Origin of the sequence: Bradyrhizobium sp. (assembly GCF_027451485.1) — a bacterium.
In the GTDB taxonomy this organism is placed as follows: domain Bacteria; phylum Pseudomonadota; class Alphaproteobacteria; order Rhizobiales; family Xanthobacteraceae; genus Bradyrhizobium.
The window spans coordinates 128539-139828 of record NZ_DAIDJE010000156.1; the positions used below are offsets into that span (position 1 = coordinate 128539).

Here is an 11290-nt window from a genome sequence, read left to right on the forward strand (position 1 = left end):
GAGTTACTGCGGATGCACCATGGTGGGCGCGTCGAGATCTGCGTCGTTGTCGGCGTCCGCCGCGCCCCTGGTGGTGTCGACCGTGGCATAGACCGACATGCCGGCACGCAGCAGATTCTGCCGTGCGACATCCTTCGGCACATGGATGCGAACCGGCAGCCGCTGCACGATCTTGGTGAAGTTGCCGGTCGCATTGTCCGGCGGCAGCAGCGTGAACACGGAGCCCGCGGCCGGCGAGATGCTTTCGACGACGCCTTCGAACTTGCGATGACCGTAGGCATCGACCGAGATCGTCACCGGCTGGCCGGGTCTGATGCGCTTGAGCTGCGTCTCCTTGAAATTGGCGTCGATGAAGATGTCGTCGAGCGGCACGACGTTGCCAAGCCGCTGGCCGACGGCGATGAAATCGCCGGTATTGACCATGCGGTTGGAGAAGGTGCCGTCGACCGGTGCGCGCACCAGCGTGAAATCGAGATCGCGCTCGGCCTTGGCGAGCGTGGTCTGCAATTCCATCAGTTGAGCCTGCGCTTCCGCCTGCTGGGCCTTCGCCACCTCGACATTGCTTTGCGCGGTATCCACCGCGGCGCGGGCGGACTTCACCCCTGCCATGCCCTGGTCGCGACTGGCTTCGGAGACCTCATAGGTCGCGCGCGACGCAAAGCCCTTCGAACTCAGTTCCTGCTGACGATCGAAGTCGAGACCGGCGCGCTTCATCCCGGCTTCGGCGGAAGCGAGTTGCGCCTTCGCCTGCTCGGCCGCGCTCTCCTGCGCAATCACCTGCCGGCCCAAGCGCTCGATCGTCGCCTGCTGGGTGCGGATCCGTGTGCGCGCGGCATCCACCGCGAGCCGGTAATCGCCATCGTCGATCTTGAAGATCGCATCGCCCGCATGCACCACCGCATTGTCGCGCGGGAAGATGGTCGCGAGGTGACCGGACACCCGCGCGCCGAGCGTCGTGTTGTTGGCGCGCACATAGGCATCGTCCGTCGAAACATGAAATCGCCCGACCAGATACCAGTGCGCGCCATAGGAAGCCGCGGCGAGCGCCAGAAGAGCGACCGCGCCGAAGAAAACTATCTTGCGCTTTGGCGCTTTCGCGGGCTGCGCTGCGACAGCCTCTTCCACCACCGGCTTTGCGATCGCCGGGCGCTCGTCCGTTTCGCGGGGGCGGCGGGCGCTCTCGTCGGAGAGTTGGGCGCGGAGCGAATCTCCGATAGCGGGGGAACCCTCGCGGGCCGTGTCGTCCGATTCGGCGCGCACGATCCGTGCCGCCTGATCTCTCGCTGCGGCCATTACGGCCTCCCCGCTCAAAAAACTCGACAAAAATTGACGGCCGCAAGATGCGGCGTCGACAACACGTAAATTAACATTGACCGAACGGTTCGGTCAATATACATATTTGATCGTGACAATCTACGGAAATTGCCCTTCAGAGTTGTTTCCGGCTGCGTAAATCTTCCCGAAGGCTAAACCAATGGTTGCAGAGAAGTCCCAATCGCTCCGTGTGATCGGGGACACCGACTCGTCGAAGCGGCGGCAGATCCTGGACGGCGCCCGCACGGTTTTCCTCGACCTCGGCTTCGACGGCGCGAGCATGGGCGAGATCGCTCGCGCTGCCGGCGTCTCCAAGGGCACCCTTTATGTCTACTTCGCCGACAAGAGCGCGCTGTTTGAGGCGATCGTCGAGGAGGAAAGCCTCGAGCAGGGCAAGCTCACCTTCAACTTCGATCCCGAACGCGACGCCACCACGACGCTGATGGAGTTCGGCCGGGCCTACATCCAGGTCCTGTGCCGACCGGGCGGCGGCTCGGCGATCCGCACCGTGATGGCAATCGCCGAGCGGATGCCGGACGTCGGCCGGCGCTTCTATGAAAATGTCATCGCCGTCACGATTGGACGCCTTGCCGCCTATCTCGAAGCGCGCGCGCGATTGGGCGACGTCATGATCGACGATTACCGGCTTGCCGCCTCGCAATTCCTTCAGATGTGCCAGGCCTCGCTGTTCCAGCCGTTTATTTTTCAGGCCGCACCGGCGCCCACGCACGAACGCATCGAGCAGGTGGTCGCCAGCGCCACGCGGATGTTTCTGGCGGCTTATGGGAGCAAGCGGGCCTGAGGGCGTCGATTGCTCATCCACCGTGTTTCCGCGGCGACCACGATTTGTCCGATCGTCATCGCCGGACATAACCGTTCGAAGAATGGCGTCGCTTTCGCTAGAGCCAGGCCACGACAGAAAGAAATGGATGGCTAACCACCTCGATTCGGCGGTTCGCATCGATGTATCGACGACACGTCAATGCTCCGGCTCCTCGGTCCAGGTGCCGAGCCGCTCTTTTTCCAGAGCCTTGCACGATTCCTCAGAGACTCGATCGAGGTGAAATACCTTGTCGTCGGCGCCGGGTCTGACCCAGGCTCCGCTGTTCGTGTCGCAGTCGCCGCCGAAGGCGATGCCGCGATCGTGGAGTCTGATCGTCAGACCGTCGCCGCTCGGTGATTTTTCTATCGTCACGCCGCCGCCATCGCAATCCACGGCACAGTCCGCCGTCTTTTCGCCAAGGCAATCGCCGCTGGTCGCAAGTGCGCGCGTGTCGCCCCTCCGCTTCAAGGAAAGGGCGAAATTGTAGTAGACGTGGTGCGGATGTTCAAAGACATAGCGGCCGTCGGCGTCATAACCGGAAACGCGCAGGAGAAAAGTCAGTTCTCTGACCTTTTGCTGAGGATGCGCGGCCAAATGGTCCGGGTTGTAGACCCGACGCCAACAGGCTTTGCGACCGGGCTCAGCAGGCAGAATTTTTTCGGCCGGCCAATGCTGATTCTGCATGGGTGTCGATTGTTCGGCAGCAACATCACCGGACCTCAGGATTGCTGCGGCGAGCAGCAGCGTCCAGACCGTTCGTCTTTCCACAATGCGCTGCATGCTCTGTGCTCCTGGCGCTGCAATGGCCGCTGGCGAGCTAGGCCGTTCGGCGAGACCTCTTCAATTTGACTTGCATCAAGCCGGGTCAGCCGAAATCGGTCGAGAAGTATTTTTGCGCAGGTTCGGAGATATCCGGCGGAACGTGCGCGTGGAGGAGTTCTGTCATGAATAAACGTTTTCTCGCTGTGCTGGGCGCTTGTGCCTGCCTGCTGGCCTCGGCCGCCGAGGCTCGCTCTCCCTATGACGGGCAATGGGACATCACCTTTGTCACACAGAGCGGGGATTGCGGCGCGGTTTATAACTATTCGGTGATGATCGAGAATGGCGTGATCACGTCGCCTGCCGTGCAGAGCTTCCGGGGCAGCGTCACCAATGCCGGTGTTGTCCGCGCCACGGTCAACTTGCAGGAAAAACGCGCCACCGGCGCCGGCAGGCTGACCGGCGTTGTCGGCCGCGGAACCTGGACAGGCTATTCCGGAGACCAGCGCTGCGCGGGAGCCTGGACGGCCAAGCGAGCATGGTAACTGGCTCGCCAGATTTACCGGCCACAATGAGCCGGCGATGGACTTGCTCTCGTGGATTTGTTTGCCAGCCGCATTGGCCGAGAACTGCGAATGCGAATCACAAATCTCAAAACTGCGCTGCAATCTTGAACTTGCCGGCGGTTCCCGTGATTCCAACCTTGGTGCATGTTTGCGCGAGGATACGAATGTCGGAATCCCACGACTCTGCGCGGTTGCCATTCGCGAATGGCTGCGAATCTGAGCCCGCAGCCGTCACCATGTCATCCCGAAGAATCCCGGGCGCGCGTTTTCGGTAAACCGCAGCGTGCGCCTGGCTCCGGCCATGACTGGCCCGCGCCTGCGTGAACGTCTTGCACTGACCTTCCTCTGGACGTGACCGGTAGTCGCTGCCGGCTGTGCCGGAAGAACTTGCGCGAAGCTCTGACGAACGGCTTGCTCCGGTGCAGCAACGCTTGCGTCTGCAGCCGTCACCGTGGGGCTCGCTGTTGCCGGAGGCATCATCGTAGGCTGGGTGGTATCAAACACGATCGCTTCCGGACCCTTCCGCTCCGAATGAATGCGAATCCGCGGCGTCTCGGATGCCGACACGTTTCCGGTCGGGGATGGCTTGGGTAAAAGGAGATCGGCAGCAAACAGCAAAGCGAGCAGCGCGCCGCCAACACCCAGAATATACCCGCGCAGCGGTATTCCGGCGTCTTCTCGCCATTCACGCGGATGATACGATCGTCCGGGAATCCTGCTCACTATTCCCTTACCTCCAGCGGGCGACCCAAACCTGTCTGAAGGCTAAAGCAACGCTATGCGGCCATAGTTGCGCGAGATCAAAGCAGCGGGTCGGTGCCGACTTTTCGTTACGGTTGGGCAGGTTGCCTGGCCGCCGCGAGCATGCCAATGACCAGCGGGATCGTCGACAGAACCTCGTGAGCGCTTCCGTTTCAGGCGCTCAGCTCCGACATCACCTTATAGAGATCGGCTTTGCCCTCGAAGCCGATGCCGGGCAGTGGCGGCAACGTGACATGACCGTTCTCCACCCGCACGCTGTCGGGGAAGCCGCCGAAGGGCTGGAACAGGTCGGGATAGGATTCATTGCCGCCCAGACCCAGCCCGGCAGCGATGGCAAGCGACATCTGATGTCCGCCATGGGGAATGCAGCGCGACGCCGACCAGCCGTAGGACTTGAGCATCTCGAGGGTACGGAGATATTCGACCAGCCCGTAGCTCAGCGCACAGTCAAACTGCAGCCAGTCGATGTCCTTGCGCATGCCGCCGTAGCGGATGAGATTGCGCGCATCCTGATGGCTGAACAGGTTTTCGCCAGTGGCCATAGGCTTTGCGTAATGCTGCGCAAGTGCGGCCTGTAACTCGTAATCGAGCGGATCGCCAGCTTCTTCGTACCAGAACAGATCGTAAGCCGAGAGTGCCCGGGCGTAGTCGATCGCGGTCCTGGTGTCGAAGCGGCCGTTGGCGTCCACCGCCAACCGGCAGCCGCTGGGCAGCATGCCGAGCACGGCTTCAATGCGGCCCAGATCGTCCTTCAGCGGCACGCCGCCGATCTTCATCTTCACCACCGTATAGCCGCGGTCGAGATAGCCCTTCATCTCGTCCTTGAGCTTGGAATTGTCCTTGCCGGGATAGTAGTAGCCGCCGGCGGCGTAGACGAAGACTTTGGGGTTGGCGGTCCGGCCATGGCTTTCCGCCAGATACTGGAATAGCGGCTTGCCCGCGATCTTCGCGGTCGCATCCCACACCGCCATATCAATGGTGCCGATCGCCACGGAACGCTCGCCATGACCGCCCGGCTTCTCGTTGCGGAACATGGCGGCCCAGATCTTGTGCGGATCCAGATTGTCGCCGGCGTCGTTCAGGAGGCTGGCCGGCTCCGCCTCCATGAGCCTGGGGATGAACCGCTCCCGCATCAGCGCGCCCTGGCCGTAGCGGCCGTTGGAGTTGAAGCCGTATCCCACCACCGGCTTGCCATCCCGGATCACGTCGGTCTTGATGGCCACGAGGCTGAGCGTCATTTTGCTGAAATCGATGTACGCGTTCGCAATGGGCGAGGCGATCGGGTAAGTCCGTTCACGGATTTCGGTGATGCGCATGTTGATCCTCCAAATTCGGGCAAGCGATGTGGCATGCGATGCGCAGGTATGGCTAATGCCGATTTCGTATCGGCCAAGGCCTAAACGGCATCGGCATTGCAGTCTTCCATGGAGCGCACCATGGAACTGATCTGGCTGGAGGACTACCTCGAGCTGTGCCGGACCGGCAATTTCTCGCGTGCCGCGGAGGCCAGGAATCTGACACAGCCGGCCTTCAGCCGCCGCATCCGTGCCCTGGAGGAGTGGGCCGGCGTCACCTTGTTCGACCGCGCGGCTCAGCCGGTGCAGTTGACGGCGGCCGGGCGTGAATTTCAGCCGCTCGCCGCGATGCTGATCCGGCGCATCGCCGATGCGCGTGCGCACGTTCGGGAAGTTGCGGGCGCGGAGGCCGCCACAATTCGCATTGCGGCCACGCATGCGCTGTCGCTGATCTTTTTTCCGGGCTGGTTGAAGCGGCTGGAGGCCAAGGGTCTGATCTGCTGCGTGCAACTGGTTTCAGACACGCTGAATGCCGTCGAAACCCTGCTTCTGGATGGGCGTGCACATTTCGTGCTCTGCCACGTGCATGAAGACGTTCCTCTTCGTCTGCCACCCGCCGAATTCAGCTCGATTCCGGTCGCCCACGACCGATTGATTGCTTGCGCCGCCCCGGGCCTGAAGGCGAGCGGCGTCGCCTCGCTGACAGAGGCGCCGCTGCTCGCCTATGGCGGCGGCTCGGGTCTTGGACGAATCCTGCGCGGCGTGATCGGCGCGCGACTGCCCGCCCTTCTTGCCGCTCCGGCGCTGACGGCGGATCTGGCTGGCTCGCTGCGGGCCCTGTGCCTGGATGGGCGTGGTGTGGCCTGGCTGCCGGCAACGCTGGTGGAGGACGACCTGAAATCCGGCCGCCTCGTCATGTTTGCCGACGCCTCCTGGGAGGTGCCGGTCACGGTTCGGCTGTTCAGGCCGCAGATGCGGCTGACGCCGACAGCAGAGGAGATGTGGCGGCTCGCGCAGCAGTTTGGCGGCTGGGCACCTGCCCGAGGCGGCGGGCCGCCTCAGGGCCTGGTCGATGACTGACCGATGCGTTCTTCGAAGGACTACGGCGAAGCTTACTTCTGCAGGATCTGTTGCAGCACGTCGCCGAGGACGATCGGCTCGCGCGGCTTCAGATATGTGAGACCGGCAGTCCGCGCCAACTGTTCGATGGTGCCGTTCGCTTCGAGAGCCGACAGCGCCTTGTTGACCGCACCGATCAGCGCTGCATCGCCGGCAAGAGCCACATAGGCGCGATTGGCGCCGATCGGGTAGTAATATCCGCTTGCCCCAAGCTGGCTGTCCGGATGTCTGGCGCGCCAGGCATCAAGACGGCGCATGTCCACCAGGGTGGCATCAAGCTCGCCGCGCTCGAGCGCACCGAAGAGATCGTCGCGCCCCGGCACCAGATGGGTGATCTGGTCGATCAGCCGACCCTTACCGAAATTCATCAAAATGGCATCGGCAAACGTGCCGCTCTCGATGCCGATCTTCAAGCCCGCAAGGTCGCCGAGGTCCTTGATATGACGGTCGCGCACTTTGCTGCCGAGCACGACCGTAAGGGCCGAATAGACATAGGGCCGGCTGGGGGCAAGGACACCGAGCGTGACACGGCGCCGGTGATCATCCCTGGTCGCTCCGTCAAAATCAGGAAGCTTCGCCGTTTTGGCGCCGGGCACGACGAGCGAATCCTGGGTCAGCGGGTAACCGCCGAGCAGCGCACAGCGGCCGTCGGAAAGCAGCGCGTTGGCTTCCAGTTCGGGGCTTGAATCCTCGTCCAGCTTGCTTTCGAACCACTGGATCGCGAGCGGCCGCTGCAATTCCTTGGCAAGGGCCTGCGCGAGCAGCACGTCAAACCCGCTTCCGTCCTTGCCGCGCCGGTGGACCGAGGCCGGCGGCAGATCTTCATCGAGACACACCCTCAAAACGTTATCGGATGCTGCGGCATGCCTGCCCGCTATCGTCGAGAAGCCGGCCGCGAGCATTGCGCCGGCACAGATGGCCGTCAACGAACGTCTCATTCCTGGCCCCTTCGGCTCGACACGTAGGCCCACAGGTTCGCGATATCGTCGTCCTTCAAAATGTCGCCCCAGGGGGGCATCCGGTTGTTCTTGCCGTGTTTGACCGTGTTGACGAAGCGCTGTCTGTCATCCGGAAACTTGCGCAGGTCGGGCGTGATCGTGCCTGCGTTGACCATGTTGAAGCCGTGGCAGTGCGAGCAATGCTCAGCGAAAATCGCCTTGCCCAGGTCGACATTTCCCTGATCGGTGCTTGCGGAAGTCTCTTTGGCGGAAGCCGCCTGTTGTGCCCTCGCCCGTTGCGCGGACGCAATCGCCATCACCGCGATGGCAAGGGCGGCGAAAGCCGCCGCCCTTCCGATACGTACTTGCATCACGTAAGAACCACTGACTTGTCGTTACCGGGCAAACTACTTCTTGACCGCGAACACCCACAGTGATCCGCCGGCGGGCACCTGGGCGAGCCGCTGGTCTCCGGAGAACAGCGAGTACACGCCGCCGTAGCCGGAATTCACGGCGACGTACTGTACGCCGTCCTGCTGCCAGGTCACCGGTTGTCCTTCGATGCCCGAGCCGGTCTGGAACTGCCAGAGCTTCTTGCCGGTGTCGGCGTCGAATGCCTCGAACTCGCCGGTCAGCTGACCGGAGAAAACGACGCCGCCGGCCGTCGACAGCACGCCCGAGAAGCGTGGAATATCGCTCGGTGCTTCCCACTTGGCCTTGCCGGTCAGGGGATCGATCGCCTTCAGCGCGCCGCGCGGGCCGGTGCCCCAATCCCAGAGATCGGTGAGATCCATGCCGACATACCATTCGCCCGCCTTGTAGGTGGCAGCCACGGTCTTGTAATGGCCGCCGAACAGAAGCGTGTTGGCGTAGGCAAGCCCGGTCTGCGGGTTGAACGACATCGGCTCCCAGTTCTTGCCGCCGAGGATCGACGGATAGACTGTGACCTTCTTGCCCTCGCGCGCATCCTTGGTGACGTCGGTCTCGATCGGACGGCCGGTCTTCATGTCGACGCCGCTCGCCCAGTTGACCTTCACGTAGGGATTGGCCGCGAGCAGCTTGCCGTTGGTGCGGTCGAGCACATAGAAGAAGCCGTTGCGGTTGGCATCCATCAGGACCTTGGTCGGCTTGCCGTCGATTTTGATGTCGGCGAGCACCATCTCGGCGACGGAGTCATAGTCGAACGGGTTGTTCGGCGAGAACTGATAGTGCCACTTGATCTTCCCGGTCTTCGGGTCGAGCGCGAGCACTGAGCAGGTGTAGAGATTGTCACCCGGCCGCACCGCCGCGTTGAACGGCCCCGGATTGCCGATGCCCCAATAGACCGTCTTCAGTTCGGGGTCATAGGAGCCGGTAATCCATGTCGACCCGCCGCCGAGCTTCCAGGTGTCGCCCTTCCAGGTGTCGCCACCCGGCTCGTCGGGGCTCGGAACGGAGTAAGTGCGCCAGAGATGCTTGCCGGTTTCGGGGTCCCAGCCGTCGATGAAGTCGCGTGTGCCGAACTCGGCACCGGAGATGCCCGTGATCACCACGCCATCGGCGATCAGCGGCGCGACCGTCATGGAGTAGCCCTCCTTGATGTCGGCTGCCTTCTGCCGCCACAGCTCCTTGCCGGTCTTCATGTCGAGCGCGATGACGTTGTCGTCCAGCGTCGTCCGGAACAGCTTGCCATCCTGAATGGCAGCGCCGCGATTGATGATGCCGCAGCACACGATGCGCGGCGTCTCGGCGGGATATTCGACCTTGGTCTTCCAGATCTGCTTGCCGGTCTTGGCGTCGATCGCCATCGTGGCGTTGTGCGTCGTGACGTAGATCACGCCCTGGTATACCAGCGGCTGGGATTCCTCGCTGCGATCATCCGCGAAGCTGTAGTTCCAAACGGGCACAAGGTCCTTGGCATTGTCCCGATTGATCTGGGTCAGCGGACTGAACCGCTGCAGATTGTACCCCATGCCGTAGTTCAGAACGTTTGAGGTGTCAGTCGCGCCTTTGACCAATTGATCGGCGGTCTGGGCGTTGGCACTGAGGGGCGCGAGCAAGATCGCGCACGCCGCGAATGCGAAGCGATTCATCGATATCCTCCCTGGGTGACCTCTTAGCGGATCGGCTGCGATGCTAGTCGCAGGGAAGTGATCACGTCAATGAAAGCGAGCAACACGAAGGCAAAAAGAGAAAAATCATGTCGTCAGTTTTTCCGCTAAGCGGAATGCACTGGCTCAGCGCTGCGAACCCGCCATCCGCTTGCGTTGCATTGGATCGAAGCTGCGCGGTGAGCGAGAGGACGAGAGGAGTGCAATGCAGCCGCATGGTACAGGCGCGCTAGTACACGTCAGGCAGCCGTCCGCGCCATGTAGTCTTCGTATTCCGGGAAGCTTTGCGACAGCACCCGCTCCTCGTATTTCATGCGCTGAAGCTGAAGTGCCCAGCCCAATGCCAACAACAGCAGCGCCCATGCCGAGAAGTGCTGCAATGCAATTCCAGCGACGGCGACCATCTCACCAAGATAAAGTGGATGGCGGACCAGGGCATAGGGTCCCGTGGTTACGAGTCGCCGGGCCTGCGGCAGGAGGCTGATCGAACGTCCGAGAACCAGCAACGCCCAAATTGCCAATGCGGTGCCGGCTATAAGCAAGAGAAGCGAGACCTGGTAAAGCGCGGACGAAAGCTCGCGCGCCGGCAGCAGGACGAAGCCGAGGCTCGAAAAAGTGCCGACCACGGCAGCAAAGCGCGGATAGAACCCGGCTGCGGACCGCTGCGGGACGCAACGCACCGCATAGAGTACGATCGAGAGCGCGAAGAAAAGCAGCGTCGCGAGTTCCGCGACCGAGCGAAAGACGAGAGATGGGGGCAGCACCGACGGATCGGTACGGACAAACATCATGAGCAGCGCCAGCCGCTGGGCCAGCGACGGCAGCATTTGCGCCACGCTATACGCAAAAAAAACGATGATGGGAGCGGCCGCGAGCAGATCGTAAAGCTTGGTCCGCCGATACGCCTCAAGCCGGCCCATCAGCATGGCCATTACCATCTTTGTGCGTCCCCTCATGGCGACGCCACGAGAGCCAACGCGAAAAGACTTTCCTCGTTATGCAACGGTACGTCCATGGTACGGATGAAACCAGAAGCGATCGGCAGACCGTCACTCTCAGTGACAGCCTTGAGGTACAGCGTCAACATGGCAGGAACTTTTGCCGGCGCGGCTACGACGTCATGCACCAGGTCAAGGCGGACTCCGCCGATTGGGTGAAATGGGACCAGGAGCCCTGTACAGTTCGCTCGACCGCATGATCGAAGCGGCATCTTCTCCGGACCCGCGTCGCACTTATTGCAAGTTGACGGTGCTCCGCCAATCCACGTTTCGCGCGGAAACAGAGTGGGCGGATATTCCTCCACGGCCCGACGCCTGGCTATCCGGCTTTGCACGTCCTTGAAGGCTTACTTCTCGGGATGCTGGGGACGTACATCGCGATGCGCTTTTATGAAGCGGCGCAAGACAGCTCCCGCGTCCAAAGCAGCAGCGGTCGCAAACCCGCATCCTGACTTCGAGGCATCGCTGCAGCGCATTCGTCAGGCTCCGAGCCTTGCCGTTGGCTCTGGCCGCCATCTGAAATCGCGAACCCCATTTTCATCAAACTCATGCAGCGGCACGTATTGGCGCGCCGCAGTGCTGTCGACAATGGTGAGCGTACGATTGTCGAGAATGAGCCAACTTTC

Annotated in this window: 10 protein-coding genes and 1 pseudogene; 4 read left to right on the forward strand and 7 right to left on the reverse strand. The window is 62.2% G+C overall.

Translation table 11 applies throughout. The features are described 5' to 3' along the window. Positions 1-3: 3 nt before the first annotated feature. Positions 4-1293: an HlyD family secretion protein gene (locus NEZ08_RS19535; protein ID WP_298110490.1), complete on the reverse strand. Its 1290-nt coding sequence runs from the start codon at positions 1291-1293 to the stop codon at positions 4-6. A 181-nt stretch (positions 1294-1474) separates the two neighbouring features. Here NEZ08_RS19535 and NEZ08_RS19540 point away from each other — a divergent pair, with 181 nt between their 5' ends. Beyond that, positions 1475-2116 (forward strand): TetR/AcrR family transcriptional regulator, encoded by a 642-nt coding sequence (locus tag NEZ08_RS19540; protein WP_298110493.1) that lies wholly within the window; start codon positions 1475-1477, stop codon positions 2114-2116. A gap of 177 nt (positions 2117-2293) precedes the next feature. Here NEZ08_RS19540 and NEZ08_RS19545 read toward each other — a convergent pair whose 3' ends face one another. Next, positions 2294-2917 carry a hypothetical protein gene (locus NEZ08_RS19545; RefSeq protein ID WP_298110497.1) on the reverse strand — a complete coding sequence of 208 codons (624 nt, stop codon included), beginning with the start codon at positions 2915-2917 and terminating at the stop codon, positions 2294-2296. A gap of 164 nt (positions 2918-3081) precedes the next feature. Here NEZ08_RS19545 and NEZ08_RS19550 point away from each other — a divergent pair, with 164 nt between their 5' ends. After that, on the forward strand, positions 3082-3441 hold the full coding sequence (locus NEZ08_RS19550; RefSeq protein WP_298110500.1) for a hypothetical protein: 360 nt from the start codon (positions 3082-3084) through the stop codon (positions 3439-3441). Between the two features lie 935 nt (positions 3442-4376). Here NEZ08_RS19550 and NEZ08_RS19555 read toward each other — a convergent pair. Next, positions 4377-5540 (reverse strand): mandelate racemase/muconate lactonizing enzyme family protein, encoded by a 1164-nt coding sequence (locus NEZ08_RS19555; protein WP_298110531.1) that lies wholly within the window; start codon positions 5538-5540, stop codon positions 4377-4379. Positions 5541-5660: 120 nt separating this feature from the next. On the opposite strand from NEZ08_RS19555, the pseudogene NEZ08_RS25830 reads away from it, so the two are divergent. Both NEZ08_RS25830 and NEZ08_RS19560 read left to right on the forward strand, forming a co-directional pair. Beyond that, a pseudogene (locus tag NEZ08_RS25830) lies at positions 5661-5786 on the forward strand (LysR family transcriptional regulator); the annotation flags it as partial. Between the two features lie 81 nt (positions 5787-5867). Further along, the gene (locus NEZ08_RS19560; RefSeq protein WP_298110503.1) at positions 5868-6599 is read left to right on the forward strand and encodes a substrate-binding domain-containing protein; all 732 of its coding nucleotides are present in this window, start codon (positions 5868-5870) and stop codon (positions 6597-6599) included. A gap of 32 nt (positions 6600-6631) precedes the next feature. On the opposite strand, the gene NEZ08_RS19565 is transcribed toward NEZ08_RS19560, so the two are convergent. The 4 genes from NEZ08_RS19565 to NEZ08_RS19580 all read right to left on the reverse strand — a co-directional run bounded on the left by NEZ08_RS19565 (position 6632) and on the right by NEZ08_RS19580 (position 10622). Then, positions 6632-7576, reverse strand: coding sequence for an ABC transporter substrate-binding protein (locus tag NEZ08_RS19565; protein WP_298110506.1), 945 nt, complete (start codon positions 7574-7576; stop codon positions 6632-6634). Continuing rightward, positions 7573-7947: a cytochrome c gene (locus NEZ08_RS19570; RefSeq protein ID WP_298110509.1), complete on the reverse strand. Its 375-nt coding sequence runs from the start codon at positions 7945-7947 to the stop codon at positions 7573-7575. Before NEZ08_RS19570 ends, NEZ08_RS19565 begins: the two co-directional genes overlap by 4 nt. Before the next feature lie 36 nt (positions 7948-7983). After that, positions 7984-9648, reverse strand: a complete 1665-nt coding sequence (locus NEZ08_RS19575) for a methanol/ethanol family PQQ-dependent dehydrogenase (RefSeq protein WP_298110512.1) — start codon at positions 9646-9648, stop codon at positions 7984-7986. 257 nt (positions 9649-9905) lie between these two features. Continuing rightward, entirely contained in the window at positions 9906-10622 is a 717-nt protein-coding gene (locus NEZ08_RS19580; RefSeq protein ID WP_298110515.1) for an isoprenylcysteine carboxylmethyltransferase family protein, read from the reverse strand. Between the last annotated feature and the right edge of the window lie 668 nt (positions 10623-11290).

Coding starts and splice junctions, on each gene's coding strand:
- NEZ08_RS19535 (WP_298110490.1), bottom strand. CDS start 1,293: ATGGCCGCAGCGAGAGATCAGGCGGCACGGATCGTGCGCGCCGAATCG.
- NEZ08_RS19540 (WP_298110493.1), top strand. CDS start 1,475: ATGGTTGCAGAGAAGTCCCAATCGCTCCGTGTGATCGGGGACACCGAC.
- NEZ08_RS19545 (WP_298110497.1), bottom strand. CDS start 2,917: ATGCAGCGCATTGTGGAAAGACGAACGGTCTGGACGCTGCTGCTCGCC.
- NEZ08_RS19550 (WP_298110500.1), top strand. CDS start 3,082: ATGAATAAACGTTTTCTCGCTGTGCTGGGCGCTTGTGCCTGCCTGCTG.
- NEZ08_RS19555 (WP_298110531.1), bottom strand. CDS start 5,540: ATGCGCATCACCGAAATCCGTGAACGGACTTACCCGATCGCCTCGCCC.
- NEZ08_RS19560 (WP_298110503.1), top strand. CDS start 5,868: ATGCTGATCCGGCGCATCGCCGATGCGCGTGCGCACGTTCGGGAAGTT.
- NEZ08_RS19565 (WP_298110506.1), bottom strand. CDS start 7,576: ATGAGACGTTCGTTGACGGCCATCTGTGCCGGCGCAATGCTCGCGGCC.
- NEZ08_RS19570 (WP_298110509.1), bottom strand. CDS start 7,947: ATGCAAGTACGTATCGGAAGGGCGGCGGCTTTCGCCGCCCTTGCCATC.
- NEZ08_RS19575 (WP_298110512.1), bottom strand. CDS start 9,648: ATGAATCGCTTCGCATTCGCGGCGTGCGCGATCTTGCTCGCGCCCCTC.
- NEZ08_RS19580 (WP_298110515.1), bottom strand. CDS start 10,622: ATGAGGGGACGCACAAAGATGGTAATGGCCATGCTGATGGGCCGGCTT.